This is a genomic window from Pseudomonas profundi (assembly GCF_008638305.1).
Lineage (GTDB): Bacteria > Pseudomonadota > Gammaproteobacteria > Pseudomonadales > Pseudomonadaceae > Halopseudomonas > Halopseudomonas profundi.
Map to the genome: position 1 here is coordinate 110,598 of NZ_VTPZ01000013.1, position 18,447 is coordinate 129,044.

At 59.6% G+C, this 18,447-nt stretch carries 14 protein-coding genes and 1 pseudogene; 8 read left to right on the plus strand and 7 right to left on the minus strand.

The annotated features are described in order from the left end of the window. Nucleotides 1–90: 90 nt before the first annotated feature. The 7 genes from FZE95_RS16125 to bioB form a co-directional block, all read right to left on the minus strand. Entirely contained in the window at nucleotides 91–1,896 is a 1,806-nt protein-coding gene (locus tag FZE95_RS16125; RefSeq protein ID WP_150301903.1) for a phenylacyl-CoA dehydrogenase, read from the minus strand. 254 nt (nucleotides 1,897–2,150) lie between these two features. Beyond that, nucleotides 2,151–2,459 carry a hypothetical protein gene (locus FZE95_RS16130; protein ID WP_150301904.1) on the minus strand — a complete coding sequence of 103 codons (309 nt, stop codon included), beginning with the start codon at nucleotides 2,457–2,459 and terminating at the stop codon, nucleotides 2,151–2,153. Between the two features lie 69 nt (nucleotides 2,460–2,528). Beyond that, nucleotides 2,529–3,209, minus strand: a complete 681-nt coding sequence (bioD, locus tag FZE95_RS16135) for a dethiobiotin synthase (RefSeq protein ID WP_150301905.1) — start codon at nucleotides 3,207–3,209, stop codon at nucleotides 2,529–2,531. Between the two features lie 15 nt (nucleotides 3,210–3,224). After that, the gene (gene bioC, locus FZE95_RS16140; protein WP_150301906.1) at nucleotides 3,225–4,016 is read right to left on the minus strand and encodes a malonyl-ACP O-methyltransferase BioC; all 792 of its coding nucleotides are present in this window, start codon (nucleotides 4,014–4,016) and stop codon (nucleotides 3,225–3,227) included. After that, nucleotides 4,009–4,725 (minus strand): alpha/beta fold hydrolase, encoded by a 717-nt coding sequence (locus tag FZE95_RS16145; protein ID WP_150301907.1) that lies wholly within the window; start codon nucleotides 4,723–4,725, stop codon nucleotides 4,009–4,011. Before FZE95_RS16145 ends, bioC begins: the two co-directional genes overlap by 8 nt. After that, complete coding sequence (gene bioF, locus FZE95_RS16150; RefSeq protein ID WP_150301908.1) at nucleotides 4,725–5,894, minus strand: 8-amino-7-oxononanoate synthase; 1,170 nt, start codon at nucleotides 5,892–5,894, stop codon at nucleotides 4,725–4,727. The genes FZE95_RS16145 and bioF overlap by 1 nt, the downstream gene beginning before the upstream one ends. A gap of 24 nt (nucleotides 5,895–5,918) precedes the next feature. Next, on the minus strand, nucleotides 5,919–6,968 hold the full coding sequence (gene bioB, locus FZE95_RS16155) for a biotin synthase BioB (protein ID WP_150301909.1): 1,050 nt from the start codon (nucleotides 6,966–6,968) through the stop codon (nucleotides 5,919–5,921). Between the two features lie 97 nt (nucleotides 6,969–7,065). Here bioB and FZE95_RS19920 point away from each other — a divergent pair. From FZE95_RS19920 to rhlB, 8 genes and pseudogenes are all read left to right on the plus strand, one after another. Further along, nucleotides 7,066–7,236 (plus strand): annotated as a pseudogene (locus FZE95_RS19920) (double zinc ribbon domain-containing protein); the annotation flags it as partial. 9 nt (nucleotides 7,237–7,245) lie between these two features. Continuing rightward, nucleotides 7,246–7,776 (plus strand): ComF family protein, encoded by a 531-nt coding sequence (locus FZE95_RS16160; RefSeq protein ID WP_256670010.1) that lies wholly within the window; start codon nucleotides 7,246–7,248, stop codon nucleotides 7,774–7,776. A 678-nt stretch (nucleotides 7,777–8,454) separates the two neighbouring features. Further along, nucleotides 8,455–9,435, plus strand: a complete 981-nt coding sequence (locus FZE95_RS16165; RefSeq protein ID WP_150301911.1) for a serine/threonine protein kinase — start codon at nucleotides 8,455–8,457, stop codon at nucleotides 9,433–9,435. 87 nt (nucleotides 9,436–9,522) lie between these two features. After that, nucleotides 9,523–11,325: an acyl-CoA dehydrogenase gene (locus FZE95_RS16170; protein WP_150301912.1), complete on the plus strand. Its 1,803-nt coding sequence runs from the start codon at nucleotides 9,523–9,525 to the stop codon at nucleotides 11,323–11,325. Between the two features lie 561 nt (nucleotides 11,326–11,886). Further along, entirely contained in the window at nucleotides 11,887–15,306 is a 3,420-nt protein-coding gene (gene mscK / locus FZE95_RS16175; protein ID WP_190324590.1) for a mechanosensitive channel MscK, read from the plus strand. Nucleotides 15,307–15,392: 86 nt separating this feature from the next. After that, nucleotides 15,393–15,959: an elongation factor P-like protein EfpL gene (efpL, locus tag FZE95_RS16180; RefSeq protein ID WP_150301914.1), complete on the plus strand. Its 567-nt coding sequence runs from the start codon at nucleotides 15,393–15,395 to the stop codon at nucleotides 15,957–15,959. Nucleotides 15,960–15,990: 31 nt separating this feature from the next. Next, nucleotides 15,991–16,653 (plus strand): alpha/beta hydrolase, encoded by a 663-nt coding sequence (locus FZE95_RS16185; RefSeq protein ID WP_150301915.1) that lies wholly within the window; start codon nucleotides 15,991–15,993, stop codon nucleotides 16,651–16,653. A 136-nt stretch (nucleotides 16,654–16,789) separates the two neighbouring features. Next, nucleotides 16,790–18,322 carry an ATP-dependent RNA helicase RhlB gene (gene rhlB, locus FZE95_RS16190; RefSeq protein ID WP_150301916.1) on the plus strand — a complete coding sequence of 511 codons (1,533 nt, stop codon included), beginning with the start codon at nucleotides 16,790–16,792 and terminating at the stop codon, nucleotides 18,320–18,322. Nucleotides 18,323–18,447 lie beyond the last annotated feature (125 nt).

The window sequence follows — 18,447 nt, forward strand, 5'->3', positions numbered from 1 at the left end:
TCCGGCCCGCGATACTCACCTATCCCGGCGAGATCCAGGCAAAAAAAGGGCCGCCCCATGCGGGGCAGCCCTTCGGATACCGCAACCGACTTAGTACCCCAGCGCAAAGTCCTCTTCGTCCATATCCATCAGGTTCGCAGAACCGGACAGCATCGCCTCAACGTGCATGCGCGTACGCGGCAGGATGCGCTGGAAGTAGAAGCGTGCAGTCTGCAGCTTCGCCTTGTAGAAGGCTTCCTCGGAAGTGCCTTCAGCCAGCTTCCCGGCCGCAACGCGTGCCATATCCGCCCAGAAATACGCCAGGCATACGTAACCGGAGTACATGAGGTAGTCGACCGATGCTGCGCCGACCATCTCGCGATCCTTCATTGCAGCCATACCGACCTTCATGGTCAGGTCAGCCCATTCCTTGTTCAGCTGCGCCAGGGGAGCAACGAATTCGGCGGTTGCCTCATTGCCTTCCTGCGCCTGACAGAACTTGTGCACGATCTTGGTGAAGCCCTTGAGCGCCTCGCCCTGGGTCATGAGTACCTTACGGCCCAACAGATCCAGCGCCTGGATACCGGTGGTGCCTTCGTACAGCATGGCGATACGTGCATCACGTACGTTCTGCTCCATGCCCCACTCGGAGATGAAACCGTGGCCGCCGTAAATCTGCACGCCGTGGTTGGCCGCTTCGAAGCCAACTTCGGTCATGAAGGCCTTGGCAATCGGCGTAAGGAATGCGAGCAATGCGTCAGCCTGCTTGCGCGCCGCTTCATCAGGACTGTTCTTGACGATATCGACCTGCTTGGCAGTGAAGTACACCATTGCCCGGTTACCTTCGGCAAAGGCCTTCATGGTCAGCAGCATACGGCGTACATCAGGGTGCACGATGATCGGATCAGCTGCTTTTTCCGGCGCCTTCGGACCAGTCAGAGCACGCATCTGCAGACGCTCACGCGCATACTTGATACCACCCTGGAAACCCACTTCAGCATGCGCCAGCCCCTGCAACGCGGTACCCAGACGGGCCGTGTTCATGAAGGTGAACATGCAGTTCAGACCCTTGTTCGGCGGTCCGATCAGAAAACCGGTCGCCGCGTCGAAGTTCATCACGCAGGTGGCGTTGCCGTGGATACCCATCTTGTGTTCCAGCGAACCACAGGTCACACCGTTGCGCTCGCCCTTGTCGCCGCTGGCGTCAGGCAGGAACTTCGGCACGATGAACAGCGAAATACCCTTGGTGCCAGCCGGTGCGTCGGGCAAGCGGGCGAGGACGATGTGGACGATGTTCTCGGCCATGTCGTGCTCACCGGAAGAGATGAAGATCTTGGTGCCGGAAATCTTGTAGCTGCCGTCGGCATTCGGCTCGGCCTTGGTACGCAGCATGCCCAGGTCGGTACCGCAATGTGGTTCGGTCAGGCACATGGTGCCGGTCCACTGGCCGGACACCAGCTTGCTCAGATAAGTGTGCTTCTGTTCGTCAGTACCGTGGGCGTCCAGTGTATTCATGGCGCCGTGGGACAGGCCCGGGTACATGCCCCAGGACCAGTTCGCCTGACCGATCATTTCACTGACCGCCAGTCCCAGTGACTCGGGCAGACCCTGACCGCCATGGGCTACGTCATGGGCCAGGCTCGGCCAGCCACCTTCAACATACTGGGCGTAGGCTTCCTTGAAGCCGGTCGGAGTGGTCACCCCCTCCGCGCTCCAGGTGCAACCTTCGGTGTCGCCAACACGGTTCAGCGGAGCGATAACCTGCTCACAGAACTTGGCACCCTCTTCCAGAATGGCATCGACCATATCCGGGGTTGCCTCTTCGCAGCCCGGCAGGCTCTTGTAGTGTTCTTCATAACCCAGAACTTCGTCGCGGACGAAACGGATGTCACGCAGGGGAGCCTTGTATTCTGGCATGGTAACTTGACCTCAACGGTTATATCGGGATTTCAAGAGCAGACGAACGCTGCAAACAGGGCTGCCAAAGGCAGCATTCAAACAGACGTTTGAAACTTACGTTTACCGCATAGACATGTCAAGCCCGCGCGGTCGCTCCAGGCAAGTATTTTTCGGATTGGGGGAAGCAGGATACGGCGAAGCCGCCCGCTGGCAGCGATTGCAGCCGTGACGTTAGGGTAACGAATCCAAGGAGGGGTTACAGAAAATGTGATTCAGGCTGTTACGTCGAGCAGCGTGCCGAGCACTTCATTGGCTGTATCAATTACCGCTGCGCCGGCTTCGACTTCACGTTGACCGCGCTGCAGCTCGACAAGACTGTCGACCAGGTTGACCGGCCGATTGGAATCGACGGCCGTGGTGGCGGCGGGTTGGCCATTGGCGGGCTGAACGGGAATGGCTTGCGAGGCTGCGGGATCGGATTGCACACCACTGCGTGCGATTTCCGCCGCCGCTGTGTTCGCACGATACTGCCCCTGCCTGACGCTGTTCATCCCCGATGACACAAGATCCAAGCTAGCCATGGCACTTTGCCTCCCTTCAGCCGATACGGCCATTCAAGCACAGCCCGCAGCAAATGGGTAGCGCCGTGTTCAAAGCAGCTCGCTGATATCCAGATGCGCAGCAATCGAGCCGGCAGACGGTTGTTCCAGCCAGGGGACCACGCCGAGACATGGGGCCTCGATCAGTTGCTTGAGGGTAGCCAGGTTCTCATCGGGCCGGCTCATGTCGGGGTCCACGCAGTTGGCCACCCAACCGGCCAATACCAGACCATCGGCCTTGATCGCCTCGGCGGTTAGCAGCGCATGATTGATACAGCCGAGCCGCATACCCACCACCATCACCACCGGAATCGCGAGCAAGCCGGCCAGATCGGCCAGCGTCTGCCGGTCATTCAAGGGCACACGCCAGCCACCCGCGCCTTCGACCAACGTCAGGTCGGCGTTGCGCTCGAATACTGCTTTACAGCCGGCCGACAGCGCGTCGGCTGTCAGCGTCACGTCTTCCTCATGCGCCGCAATATGCGGGGCGATGGCGGCTTCAAGCGCGACCGGGTTGATCAGTTCATAATCCAACGGCGGCTGGCACTCGTTCATCAACGCCAGCGCATCCTCGTTGCGCAGGCCCTCAGCGGTGCGCTCGCACCCGGCTGCTACGGGTTTCACCGCAGCGGTGCTCAAGCCCCGTTGCCGGGCCGAATGCAGTAGCGCCGCGGCAATGGTGGTCTTGCCGATTTCAGTGTCAGTACCGGTAACAAAATAACGCTTGGACATGTTTTCCTCCGGCAGTTACGCCGCCCCCTTGGTCAATACGATCTGCGCAACCTGATAGGTGGCAGGCAAACCTTTGTCACCACGGAATTGCTCGTATGCTTCAGTTAGCGCGCGCAACCTCGCACGTCCGGTCAGCCCGCCGGGGCGTCCGGGGTTTACGTTGTGGGCGCCCAGCGCCTTGAGCTCGCGGGTCAGTTCGCTGAGCTGCGCGTAATGCAGGACGTGCTGTTCGATCTCGCAACGACACTGCGAAAATCCCGCACGCGCCAGCAGTTCACGCAACACGGCCTCCGGCATGAAGCGATTAACGTGAACAAAGCCGTCGACCCGCTCCCAGGCCTGGCGCAGCTCACCAAGCGAGCCTTCAACCAATGTGTTGAACGCCAGATAGCCGCCGGGGCGCAGGGCGTTATACGCCTCGCTTAATGCTATCTGCAGATTCGAGCACCACTGCAGCGCCAGACTCGAGAAGATCAGGTCCTGCGAACCAGCACGTAGCGGCAGCGCTTCCGCATCAGCGGTAACCCAGGGTCCGCAATCCGGTGACGCGTTACGAGCGAACTGCAACATGCCCTCCGCCAGATCAATCCCCATCACCGGACGACCGTAACGCCTTTGCAATTCCCGGGTGAAGTAGCCCGTGCCACAACCCAGATCAGCCGTATTCTCTGGACAATAATCCTTAGGCAAACGCGCCAGCAGATTACTACCCACCGTTCGCTGGAAGGCAGCAGCCTGGTCATAGGTAGTAGCCGCACGGCCGAATGATTCGGCGATCCGGCGCTTGTCGATTGTTCGCTCAGTCATCGCCGATCTGCAGAAACTGGGCTATCTGTTCCGCCAGCCAGAGCGGTTGCTCCAACGGCAAGGCATGGCTGGCTTCGGGATAAACGACAACGCGAGAATGACTGTCGAGCTCCATAAGCGCACCTTCAACTACTGCAGGAACCAGGGCATCCTGCCCGGCAAGACAGTGCAGCGTCGGCAGCTCGGAGCGCCGCAGGATGGCACGACTATCAAGCACACCGAGAATCGCCAGGGCGTGAAGACGCTGCTCATGGTCCGCCTCATCCCACTGCAAGGATCGGCTCAGCGCCCTACCCTGCGCGCTGCCCTGGGTAATCAGCAAAGCGAAACGCTTGAGCGTTTTGTCTGGCTCATCGCGGTAATCAGCATAAAAGGTCTTGAAAGTATCGGTCGGCATTGCCTCGGGCCAATCCCGGCGACTGACGAAACAGGGATTACTGGCGATGGTAATGACTGTGCTGAATTTTTCTGGAAAACGACGCAGTAGCTGCAATGCCAACACGCCGCCCAGCGACCAACCGATCAGCAGACCCTCCGGCAGCCGCTCGCCCAGTTCCGCCAGGTCGCTCTCGATATTGGACATCTGCAAAGGCGGCAAATCATGGCATTGAACCTGCGCCTGGGGCAGCCGCTCAAGCAGCGCACTGCGCAGCGGCTGCATGCTGTCAGCAGACATCGCCCAACCAGGCAACAGGGAAATATTGGTCATCACTCACACTCCGGAACAGCGGCTATGGCTTGTTTGAGCGCATCAAGAAGCTGCGCCACATCGCTCTCACTGTGCGCTGCGCACAGGGTAACCCGCAACCGGGCCGTCCCGCGCGGAACAGTCGGAGGGCGTATCGCCGTGACCAATATGCCGCGCTCACGCAGCGCCGCCGAGACGGCGATGGCGCGCTCGCTGCTGCCCATAACGATAGGCTGGATCGGCGTTGGACTGTCCATCAATTGCAGCCCCAGATCGGACACGCCCGCGCGAAACTGGGCGATCAGCCGGTTGAGATGCTCGCGTCGCCAGCTTTGCTCGCGCAGGATCTGCAGGCTTTTCAGCGTAGCGCACGCCACGGCCGGTGGCTGACTGGTGGTATAGATGTACGGCCGCGCGAACTGGATCAAGGTCTCGATCAGCTCCTCGCTGCCGGCAATAAAGGCGCCCGCCGTGCCAAACGCCTTGCCCAGGGTGCCGATGAGTACCGGGACATCCTTCACATCCAGCCCATAATGCTCGACGATGCCGCCACCTTGCCGACCAAGGCAACCAAATCCGTGGGCGTCATCCACCATCACCCAGGCATCCTTTGCTCGTGCAGCAGCACATACCGCGGGCAAGTCAGCCAGGTCACCGTCCATGCTGAAAACGCCATCGGTCACCACCAGCGTATTGCCGGTGGCCTTGGCCAGACGAGAGGTCAAGCTTGAGATATCGTTGTGCAGGTAACGCGAGAATCGGGCGCCGCTGAGCAAACCTGCGTCCAGCAACGAGGCGTGATTCAGGCGATCTTCCAGTACCGTATCGCCCTGCCCAACCAATGCCGTTACCGCACCCAGATTGGCCATATAGCCGCTCGACATCAGCAGAGCCCGGGGACGGCCGGTAAATTCGGCGAGCGCTTCCTCAAGCTGATGGTGCGGCGTGCTGTGCCCGACCACCAGGTGCGAAGCGCCGCCGCCTACGCCCCAGGTGCGCGCGCCCGCAACGAAGGCCTCAATCACCTCCGGATCATTGGCCAGGCCCAGATAATCATTGTTGCAGAACGCCAGCAGCGGCTGACCATCGACTACTACCCGTACGCCCTGTGGCGTCTCAAGCAACGGTCGCTGACGATACAGATGGGCCGCCCGACGTTCAGCCAGTCGGGCAGTCAGATCGAAGGACATGGTGGAGGCTCGTGGGGAGAGTGATCAGACCGCCGCTGCGTTGGTAAACAATGCGCTATCGCGCTGTTCAACCAGCGCCTGCTCGATTGCTGCCTGATGCACTTCATCATCATGTTCTTCACGCTCTTCAGGCTTGATGCCCAGGCGCTCGAACAGACGCATATCCTTTTCCGCCTGCGGATTGGAGGTGGTAAGCAGACGATCGCCGTAAAAAATCGAATTGGCTCCGGCAAAGAACGCCAGCGCCTGGGTTTGCTCACTCATCTGCTCGCGGCCAGCTGACAGGCGCACGTGCGATTTCGGCATCATGATACGGGCCACAGCCAGCATGCGGATGAAGTCGAAGGGGTCCAGGTCCTCGGCGTTTTCCAGCGGCGTCCCGGCTACCTTGACCAGCATATTGATCGGCACGCTCTCCGGATGCTCCGGCAGGTTCGCCAATTGAATCAACAGGCCGGCGCGATCTTGCAGCGACTCGCCCATGCCCAGGATACCGCCCGAGCAAATCTTCATTCCCGCATCACGCACGTAGGACAATGTCTGCAGGCGATCGCTATAGGTGCGCGTAGTGATGATATTGCCGTAGAACTCCGGCGAGGTATCCAGGTTATGGTTGTAATAATCCAGCCCCGCATCAGCCAGCGCAGCGGTCTGTTCCTTGGTCAGCTTGCCAAGCGTCATGCAGGTTTCCAGGCCGAGCTTGCGCACGCCCCGAACCATTTGCAGAACGTATGGCATATCCTTTTCGGACGGGTGCTTCCAGGCAGCACCCATGCAGAAACGGGTCGCGCCGATGGCTTTGGCTGCAGCGGCCTCTTCGAGCACCTTCTGCACCTCAAGGAGCTTTTCCTTGTCCAGACCGGTGTTGTAGTGCCCGGACTGGGGGCAGTACTTGCAGTCTTCAGGGCAAGCACCGGTCTTGATCGATAGCAATGTCGAGACTTGCACCCGGTTCGCAACAAAATGCTGCCGATGCACCGTCTGCGCCTGGAACAGCAGGTCATTGAAGGGTTGGCGGAACAGGGCCAGTACTTCTGCCGGCGTCCAGTCGTGGCGGGTTTGGGATGCAGTCATCAAAAACATTCCTGGTGTTTGCTTGAAGATCGGTTTGGCTTCAACGTTCATCGCATCATAGCGACGACACGGATAGCGTCAACCCTTGAAATCAACCGTGGTTTACAAGTGGTTAATTAATAACCACACGACATCCTGCCTGCTCTGTCTGAGCTATGGAGTGCATTCCCAACTGGGAATCTGCGAGGCCTGCCGCGCCGACCTGCCCTGGCTCGGATCACACTGTCGGCAATGCGCGCTGCCGCTTCCCCTCACTGAAGGACTGTGCGGCCAATGCATGAACAGCCCACCCGCCTTCAATCAGATCGTGGCGCCCTTTCTGTATGGCTTCCCCGTGGACAGTCTGATCCTGGCTTTCAAGCATCATCATCAACTGACCTATGGCCGGATGCTTGCCCTGCTGCTGCTGGATGCGGTGCGCTTTCATTACCGGGAGCGGCACCAGGCACTACCGGATTGCCTGATTCCCATGCCGCTGCATGGCGCGCGCCTGGCAAAACGCGGCTTCAACCAGGCCATGGAACTGACGCGTCCGCTTGCCAGACGCCTGACCATTCCCGTTGAGCACGGTGTGTTGCTGCGACAGCGTGCGACCCAGACTCAGCAAGGCCTGGACGCCCGAGCCCGACGCCGTAATCTCAAGGACGCCTTCATTTGCCGCAAACCAGAGCGGATTCTCGGCAAGCATATCGCCCTGGTCGAGGACGTGGTGACCACGGGTACAACAGTAAGAGAAGCCAGCCGGGTCCTGCTTGATGCTGGCGCGGCTAGCGTCAGTGTCTGGTGCGTGGCGCGGACTGATGCTTGATGATTGCTTGCGTAGACACTGTCGCATAGGTGCGCGCTGATATTTTGGAAGTTAGCCGCCCGACGCCTGTCAGGACTCCGCAAGACGCCGTGAACCCATCCCTGGGGGCTTGGTGAAAACATCCCTGTTTTCAACACTTGCTCCACCCTGACAGCCGGCGGACTTGTTCCAGCACCCGCGTGGCTCAGACATCAAAACAATCAAACACGCCGGACCAGCTCCCCCCTTGGTAAAAGGGCGGCTAGGGGGATTCCTCGCGACACCTCGATTTGGCTGTTATGAAGCCGGTCGCTGACGGGCTTGGTGGGGTTGAAGACCTGGCGTAGCGCAGGCGCGCTACACCCCCAGGCGGCTCAGGCGACCGTCTGCCTTTACCTCCTGCAACGCAAATCTCCACCGGGCAGCGAGGCGACAGGGTCGCGATGACCGTGCGATGACAGGGATGTCATCGACGAGCTTACAGGGACGTACTTGCAGCGTGTCAGCGCGGCCCTGGCGCCTCGCGAAAGCTGACTCCAGATGCACACCAGATCGATAGCGTTGCCCGCCGACGGGCTTTGGTGATGCGAAAAGCTCGGCGTAGCGCAGGCGCGTGACATCCCCAGGTACAAGCGAACTTATCCATCTCGCCCGTAAATATGACACCATGGAGCATTCCTAAACCGACGGTGCGACGCCATGGACAACCTACACCCTTTTGCCCTGCTCACACCTGATACCGTTCTCGATGCGGTGGAATCGCTCGGCTATGTCAGTGACGCCCGCACGCTTACCCTGAACAGCTATGAGAACCGCGTATTCCAGATCGGTATTGAGGACGGCCAGCCGCTGATCGCCAAGTTCTATCGCCCGCACCGCTGGAGCGATGAGGCAATACTCGAGGAGCATCAGTTCTCCCTCGAACTGGCCGATCTGGAAATCCCGGTCATCCCCCCCATGCAAATCGACGGGCAAACGCTCTTTGAGCATGCAGGCTTTCGCTTCAGTTTGTTCAAACGCTTTGGCGGTCGCGCGCCCGAGTTCGACAATCCAGACCATCTGCTCATGCTCGGCCGCCTACTGGGGCGACTGCATGCGGTCGGTTCAATGCGCCCGTTCAGTCATCGCCCGTCACTCACTCCGCAAAACTTTGGGCATGAAAGTATCGCCTGGCTGCGCGAAGCTGGCAGCGTGCCCGAGAATCTGCGTCCTGCATATTTCTCTGTAGCCGACGATTTGCTCGAGCGCGTCGATGCGATCCATGCCGCAACGCCGCATACCACCATTCGCCTGCATGGCGACCTGCACGTCGGCAACCTGCTGTGGCGCGATGAGCTGCTGTATATGGTCGACATGGACGATTGTCGTCAGGGCCCAGCGATCCAGGATCTGTGGATGATGCTGTCCGGCGAGTGTGACCAGCGCCAGGCGCAACTGGCCGAACTGGCCGACGGGTACAACGAGTTCTACGATTTCGACCCACGGCAGCTGCCGCTGATCGAGTCACTGCGCAGCTTGCGCCTCATCCATTACAGCGCATGGCTTGCGCGGCGCTGGGATGACCCTGCGTTCCCCAAACACTTTCCCTGGTTCGCCAGCGAACGGTATTGGGCAGACCAGATCCTGACACTGCGCGAGCAGCGCGCCGCCCTGGATGAGCCACCGCTTCGGCTGTTCTGATCCGGCGACATAAGTAGTATCAATAGGCGTTTGCAGTCATATTCGGAACGCATACACTGCCAGGCGTTCATTTTCGAGACGAGCGCCATGACAGATACCCTGCTTGATTCCCGCAATCTGGCCTTCGAGTTGTACGAAGTACTGGATGCCGAAAGCCTGACCCAGCGCCCGCGGTTCGCTGAGCATAATCGCGAAACATTTGATGCGGCGCTGGGCACTGCCCGCACCATCGCGGAAAAGTTTTTCGCCCCGCACAACCGCAAGAGCGATGAAAACGAGCCCCAATACGTTAACGGGGCAGCGGAGCTGATTCCTGAGGTCAAGCCCGCGGTCGACGCCTTCCTTGAAGCGGGGTTTCTCAATGCCACCCGCACGTTCGAGCAGGGCGGCATGCAGATGCCCAACCTGTTATCCCAGGCGTGTTTTGCGCATTTCCAGTCCGCCAACGTAGCGACCTCCTCCTACGCCATGCTCACTATGGGTGCAGCCAACCTGATCGAAGCCTTCGGCAATGAAGATCAGAAGCAGCGCTTCCTGCAGCCGATGATCGATGGTCGCTTCTTTGGCACCATGGCGCTGACCGAACCGCACGCCGGCTCTTCGCTGTCCGACATCCGCACCCGCGCCGAACCGGCCGAAGACGGCAGCTATCGGCTCAAGGGCAACAAGATTTTCATTTCCGGCGGGGATCATCCGCTGTCAGACAATATCGTGCACATGGTGCTGGCCAAGCTGCCCGACGCACCGGCAGGTGTGAAAGGCATTTCGCTATTCATCGTACCCAAGTTTCTGGTCAGGGATGACGGCTCCCTTGGCGAGCGCAACGATGTGACCCTGGCCGGCCTGTTCCACAAGATGGGCTGGCGTGGCACCACCTCGACCGCGCTGAACTTTGGCGACAATGACAACTGCGTAGGCTATCTGGTGGGCAAGCCGCATCAGGGGCTGTCGTACATGTTCCAGATGATGAACGAAGCACGTATCGGCGTCGGTATGGGCGCTGTGATGCTGGGCTACGCGGGTTATCTGTATTCACTGAATTATGCACGCGAGCGCCCCCAGGGCCGCCTGCCCGACGGCAAGGACCCGACATCGGGACAGGTGCCGATCATTCAGCACACCGACGTCAAGCGCATGCTGCTGACGCAGAAAGCCTACGTCGAAGGCGCCTTTGATCTGGGCTTGTATGCCGCACGTCTGTTCGACGATACCGAAACGCTGGAAACCGAAGAACAGCGCCAGACAGCTCTGCAGCTGCTGGATCTGCTGACGCCCATCGTCAAGGCCTGGCCATCGGAGTTCTGCCTCAAGGCTAACGAGCTGGCGCTCCAGATACTGGGCGGTTCGGGTTACACACGCGAATATCCGGTGGAACAGTACTACCGCGACAACCGCCTGAATCCCATCCACGAAGGCACCAACGGCATCCAGTCACTGGACCTGCTCGGGCGTAAGGTGGCGATGAACAATGGCGCAGCCTTGAAGCAATTGTCTGCGCTCATCCAGGACTGCTGCCGCCGCGCGAGTGAGTTCGATGAACTGACTGCCCTGCGCGAACCGCTGGAAGCCCTGCACGCTCATATTGGCAAGGTGACCCTGGCACTGCTGGGCGACATGGGTAAAGGCCAGATCAACCAGGCATTGGCCAACTCGGCGCTGTATCTGAATGCCTTCGGCCACATGGCCATTGGTTGGCGCTGGCTGGAACAGGCGATTCGCGCCCAACAAGGCTTGGCGACCGGCTCGGCAGCAGACCGCGAGTTCTATCAGGGCAAACTGCAGGCCGCCCGGTTCTTCCTGACCTGGGAAGTGCCCAGCTGCCATCAGGCTCTGACGGTGCTTGAGCGTCGCGACACCACCTGTCTGGACATGCAGGACGAATGGTTCTGATCAAATTGTGAACTAATCCTGAATTTCTCGCTCTGAACAGACCGCCCTCCCGGGCGGTCTGCTTACATTCGCTATCACTCCTGTCATTGTGACACCTTCCCATGAACTACCCGCAGGATTAATCTGCGCCACCGACCTTAGGGTCTGTTGACGTTTCATCACGGCCGCGACGGAGGCCCGTATGGTGCAGAACAAGGCGCGAGGAGTGAAATTTGTTCAACACATCCATGTGTTTCTCCCCTTCTGGGCTTACGCGCAAAAACGCTCCAGGCGATTTTGTGGTTGTTCCAAATGAGCGACGAGTAACGCAGTGCTGCGCTAAACGGGCCCCGTCCCTACGGGTGGGGCCGCCTAGGCTGCGGTTCCAAATGACGCCATGCGGCGTTGCGGGACTTGGCAAGGGAACAACCATTACCTGCGTCCCGCGCCTTGCGGAACGCCGCCCGGCCTGGCGACATTTGTCACAGNACGCCGCCCGGCCTGGCGACATTTGTCACAGCAACGCGGCTCGTGATGAAACGTCAACAGACCCTAGTAACCCGTATTGTGGATACATCCTTCATGTCCCGGTTTCTCTCGCTTTCCGTCGGCCTGCTGCTGGCTTTCCTAGTCACGTTCGCTGCTCCTCTGCATGCCCAAGACGCACTCACGGGGGCCATCGAATCCCTGCGCACTGAGATCCAGGCGCTCGATGAAGCCTCACTGGGCGAAGCGGAAAAAACCGAGCTCCGCGACATTTACCAGCAAACACTGACGCATCTGCAACGGACCGAGAAACTGACCGAGCAGCTGGCCGAGCTCCAAACGCAGAAGCAAGAGGCGCCCGCCCGCATTCGCAGTGCGAGACAGGAGCTGGAAGACATTGAAGTCGAGGATCTCGACAAGATGCGCGCCAGCTTCGAGGCCAGGGAACTCGGGGAACTGGAGAGAGCCCTGGGCGAGAAAGTGGCTCGCATGTTCAATGCGCAGAATGAGCTGACCGCCATCAACAGCGAGCTGATCGCGGCGCAAACCCGGCCGGAGCGAACGCAGGCCAGCATCTCCAAGAATCAGACCCGCGAAAACGAACTCAACGACCAGATCCGCGCGCTGCAGCGGCAGGGTGAGACGCCAGTAAACCAGGCGCGCATTCGTTTGCTGCGCGCCGAACAGCAGAGCCTGCACTATTCCAGCGACCTGCTGCGCCAACGTCTCGCAGCCAACAACCTCCTTCAGGATCTGGCCGCCCAGCAGCGCGACCTGCTCGCCCAGCAGATAAGCAGCTTCGAGGTCGAAATTCAGATACTGCAAGACGTGATCAATGAAAAGCGTCGCAGCCAGTCCGAGCAGACAGTCACCGAAGCCACCGAACAGGCATTACAGGCGAGCAATCATCAACTGCTAAGCGACCAGGGCGCGATTAATCGGCAGCTGAGCGAAGAACTGTTGCGCGCCACCACCCAGGTAGGTGAGCTCACACGCAAGGGCATCCAGACCAAGCAGCAGGTCGACAGCCTCGGCCAGATTGAAAGCGCACTGGAACAACAGATCGACGTACTGGAGGGTAGCGTACTGCTGTCACGCATCCTGCATCAGCAGAAGCAGGCCCTGCCCAGTGTCCGCTATGACGCAACCCTGGCCGACCAGATTGCTGATCTGCGGCTACGCCAGTTTGAGTTGAACCAGCTGCGGGATGAGATTGTTAATCCCACTGCCTACCGCGACCGCTTGATCAACCGTCTGCCGGAGGAGCAGCGCGAAGAGCTGCGTGATGAGTTTGAAGGTCTGGTGAGCAGCCGGATCAGCCTGGTCGACAAGCTGAGCGACAACATCAACACCCTGCTAAGCCTGGCCATCAGCGTGCAGATCAACCAGCGCCAGATTGAAAAGCTCAGCGATGATCTGGAGCGACGCATCGACGATCAACTCTTCTGGGTTGCCAGCAACCGCCCGGTGGACCGCGCCTGGCTGCTCGATTTACCGCGCAAGGCGGCTGAACAGTGGAATGTGATCGAACCTCTGGTGCAGCTTAAAAAGCTCGGCGACATCCTGCTCGAGCATATTGTCTGGCTGGTCCTGCTGGGTCTGTTGTTGGGCTTTTACAACTGGCGACTGCCCGCGCTGCGTGAACAGTTACGCAATCTGCACGAGGATGTCGGACATTTCCGGCGCGACAGCGTGCACCACACCCCGCGCGCATTGATGCTGACGGCGTTGACCATCATCCCGGTGCCGATGGTGCTGGTTTCCGTGGGCCTGTTGTTGAGTCTGGGTGAGGAACCGGCTATGCCCGCCCTGGGCCAGGGTCTGAGTGAACTGGCGCTGGCCTGGTTCATCATTCATCTGCTGTATCGCGTATTCGATCCACAGGGCATTGCTACCCGGCACTTCCGCTGGGAGCCCGCACAGGTATCGCGCCTGCGCCGTCTGACGCGCCGCGCCGCATGGATTCTGTTGCCGCTGGTGCTGGTGGTCGCGACAGGTGAGATCCTCCCTGAGCAGATTGGCGACGACGTCATGGGCCGCCTGTTCATGCTGGTCGGCATGGTGGGCCTGGCCTGGCTGTTGGGGCGCATGATGCAGCGCAGTGAACCGATCTATGATTCGCGTGTATTGCACCTGCTGGCTGCCCTGATTCTGACGCTGGCACCTTTGGCGCTGGCCGGGCTGGTGGCATGGGGTTACAACTACACGGCCATAAAACTGGCTGACCGGTTCATCAGCACACTCTACCTGATCACCATCTGGATGCTGTTCGAAGGCACAGTGGTGCGTAACCTCAACGTCGCCGGACGTCGCCTCGCCTATCAACGCGCGCTGAGCAAACGTCAGACCGCTGAACAGCCGCATGATTATCCGGAACCGGAAGCCACCATTGACGTGCCCGAGATGGACATCCAGCAGATCAACCAGCAGTCGTTGCGCCTGGCCCGTCTCGGCCTGACCATCATGTTCAGCGTGCTGGTGTATTTTACCTGGTCCGATCTGATCAGCGCCGCCTCCTACCTCGAATCGGTGACCATGTGGGAGTACAACGCTGGCACCGCCGACAATCCTCAGATGGCGCCCATCAGTGCCGGCGATCTGCTCGGCGCGCTGACTATCGTGGCGCTGACCTTCACCCTCGGCCGTAACCTGCCAGGCCTGCTGGAAATGCTGGTGTTATCGCGCATGGAACTGCGTCAGGGCAGCAGTTACGCCATTACCACACTGCTCAGTTACACCATTGTCAGCCTGGGCATTTTCTTCGCTTTATCGGCGCTCGGCGTGAGCTGGAACAAGCTGCAATGGCTGGTCGCCGCACTGGGTGTTGGACTGGGCTTTGGTTTGCAGGAGATCTTCGCCAACTTCGTGTCTGGCCTGATCATCCTGTTTGAACGCCCGGTGCGCATCGGCGATGTGGTGACCATCGGCCCGCTGTCCGGCACGGTGAACAAGATACGTATTCGGGCGACGACCATTACCGATTTCGACCGCAAGGAAATTATCGTCCCCAACAAGACCTTCGTCACCGAGCAGCTGATCAACTGGTCACTGGACGACACCATCACCCGGGTGTCGCTGAAACTGGGTATTGCTCACGGCGCTGATCTGGCCAAGACCAAGGAACTGCTGATGCAGATCGCCGATGACAACCCACGGGTTCTCAAAGACCCTGAGCCCATGGTGCTGTTTCTGAATTTTGGCGATCACCGGCTGGAACATGAACTGCGTATCCATGTGCGCGAGCTGATGGACCGCAACTTCGCCATTGATGAGATCAACCGGGAAGTCGACCGGCAGTTCCGCGAACACGGCATCGTTATCGCCTACCGTCAACTGGATATCAACCTGCGCAACAGTGACGGTCTGGAACGCGTGATAAACAGCCGGACGCTGGCGGCCGGACCTGCACAGCAGGCCGCCAACGGTGACACGCAGCCAGTGAGTATTCATGAGATGCCGACCGCTGGCGCCGCAGACCAGTCACTCCCGAATCAGCGCGGGCCGGATGGCGCCTGAGGTACCGAACGGCACATTCGGATACGCTTGCAGCAGCCGGCTTGCCCACTGCAGAATACCGGCTGCATCAATCATGAGTCCGCCCCATGCCCAGAGCTTCCGAATTGAAGAAAGGCCAGATCGTGCAGATCAATGGCCAGCCCTACATCGTCTCGACCATTGACGTGAAAAGCCCGTCCTCACGCAGTGGCACCACGCTGTACAAGATTCGCTTCAATCATGTTCAGACCAAACAGAAACTCGATCAGAGTCTGACTGGCGATGACATGCTCGCAGCCATCGATTTCCAGAAGCGTGCCGTTCAGCTCCTGTACCAGGACGCTGACGGTTACACCTTTATGGATAACGAGGATTTCAGCCAGTACACCCTCAATCCTGAACAGATCGAAGAGCAGATCCCCTATCTGGCTGAAGGCATTCAGGGCCTGTTCGGGCTGATCGTCGAAGGCAACATGGTCGGCGTCGAGCTGCCTGCCGTGGTGGAAATGCCCATCGAGGAAACACCCCCGGCTATCAAGGGCGCCTCAGCCAGCGCGCGCACCAAGACCGCCCGCTTTGCTACCGGACTCGAAATCCAGATCCCCGAATACCTCGCCACGGGTGAAATCGTCCGTATCAATACTGACACCGGCAAGTTCATGTCCCGGGCCTGAACGGGCCAGGCGCTGAAAAAGGAGAACGACCATGAGCCAATCCCCACTGATCATCGACCCACCTGGCAAGGCAGACGCCTGCGTTATCTGGCTGCATGGTCTGGGCGCTGACCGGTACGATTTTGTGCCGGTGGTTGAAGCTCTGCGGTTACCGCCAGGGCACGGCATCAGATTTATCTTCCCGCAGGCGCCGACCCGGCCGGTAACGATAAACAATGGTTTCCCGATGCCCTGCTGGTTTGACATTCTCGGCCTGTCACCCGCACGCATCATCAACACTGAGCAAATGCAGGAGTCGGTGAGCACGGTGCTCGAACTGGTCGAGCAACAGTGTGATCAGGGCATAGCGATGGAACGCATCATCCTCGCGGGGTTCTCCCAGGGCGGCGCAGTGGTATTGCACGCCGCGCTGCAGAGTCGCCTGCCGTTTGGGGGCCTGATGGCGCTGTCTACCTATGGCCCAACGCTTGAGACGTTGTTACAGGATGCCTCTGCCGAGCCGGTACTGGACATCTTCTTCGCCCATGGCCGCTACGATGATGTGCTCCCGGTGCCGATGGGACGCGACGCACATGATCGTCTCGCAGCCCTTGGCCACGCTACCCATTGGCATGATTACGACATGTCACACGAAGTGTGCCCCGAAGAAATCGTGCACATACGTAGCTGGCTGACGCAGCGTCTAGGGCTCTGAGACGCGCTTGCCACACACAAATTAAAAGACGGACTTTTGCCGGGCACCCATTGACAAGGTGCCCAAGGCTTCGCTAAGCGTCGGGCTTGCTTTACACTGGCCAATTATTATCCACACGCCAGATCGAGAGACGCCTGTGCTCAAAGCACTAAAGAAGTTGTTCAAACCCGGAGAGACGCCCGCGCCGCATGCCGAGTCGGCCAACGCAACATCCCAGACCGCACCGGTAACCCGCCAACCCAAGCCGGCGGCAGACACCGAAGCCTCCGCTTCGCCCAGGTCCAGGCCCAAGCGGAGCACCGCGCCACGTCCCCGCCGCCCATCTGCACCCGTCGAAACCAGGCCCTGGTCGCTTGCAGACTTCGCCGTGGAGCCGATGGAAGGCAAGACTCGTTTTCATGATTTCCCGCTGCCCGACAGCCTGATGCGCGCCATCAGCGAACAGGGTTTCAGCTACTGCACGCCGATCCAGGCTGCGGTGCTGGGCAACACCTTGAAGGGCCATGACGCCATCGGTCGGGCACAGACCGGAACCGGCAAGACCGCTGCGTTTCTTGTTTCGACCATCACCCAGCTGCTGGAAACACCGCCGCCGGATGAGCGTTTCATGGGCGAACCACGGGCATTGATCATTGCACCGACCCGCGAGCTGGTCATGCAGATAGCCAATGATGCCGAAGGCCTGACCAAACACTGCTCGCTGAATGTCATGGGCTTTGTCGGCGGTATGGACTTCGATAAACAGATCCGCCAGCTGGAAAAGAGCTATTGCGACATTCTGGTTGCCACACCGGGGCGCTTGCTGGATTTCTGCAACCGCGGCGAAGTCCATCTGGACCTGGTAGAAGTGTTGATCCTGGATGAAGCCGATCGCATGCTCGACATGGGTTTCATCCCGCAGGTACGCCAGATCATTCGCCAGACTCCACGCAAGGGCGACCGACAGACACTGCTGTTCTCCGCCACCTTCAGCGATGACGTAATGAATCTGGCGCAGCAATGGACCGAAAATCCGGCTGTGGTCGAGATCGAACCCGAACGTCCCGCCTCGGAAAACATCACACAGAAGGTTTATGCCGTCAGCGGCAAGGACAAGTACACTCTGCTCTACAATCTGGTAACTCAGCTGGAGCTGGAGCGGGTCATGGTATTTGCCAACCGCAAGGATGAGGTACGCCGTATCCAGGAGCGGCTGGTCCGTGACGGTATAAACGCCGCCCAGTTGTCCGGTGATGTGCCGCAGCACAAGCGGGTCCGCACGCTGGATAACTTCCGCGATGGCAAATTACGGGTATTGGTGGCCACCGATGTCGCGGGACGCGGGATTCATATCGATGGTATCAGTCATGTAATCAACTACACCCTGCCGGATGATGCAGAGGATTACGTGCACCGCATTGGTCGTACCGGCCGCGCCGGGGCCAAGGGCACCTCCATCAGCTTCGCCGGGGAGGATGATGCATTCCAGGTGCCGCCTATCGAGGAGATGCTCGGTAGCAAGCTGGAATGTCTACCGCCTGAAGAGAAGTACCTGAAGCCTGTGCCGCGCCGCAACCAGACCACCGAGGAAAAAGCCGCCAGCGATGCCAACGAAGCAGAGCAAGGAGCTGCAGCTGCGGCCAATCGCAAGCGTTCAAGGCCTTCAGGGGATCGGCAGCGCAGGCGTTGAGACAAAAACAAGGCGTCCTGCGGACGCCGATCGCGGCGGGTCGCCCCTCCCACAAATGATCCGAGGAGCTTCCCACCTCCTCCAGTGGGAGATTCTATGGTTCACCACAACCCCTTTCAGGCTGT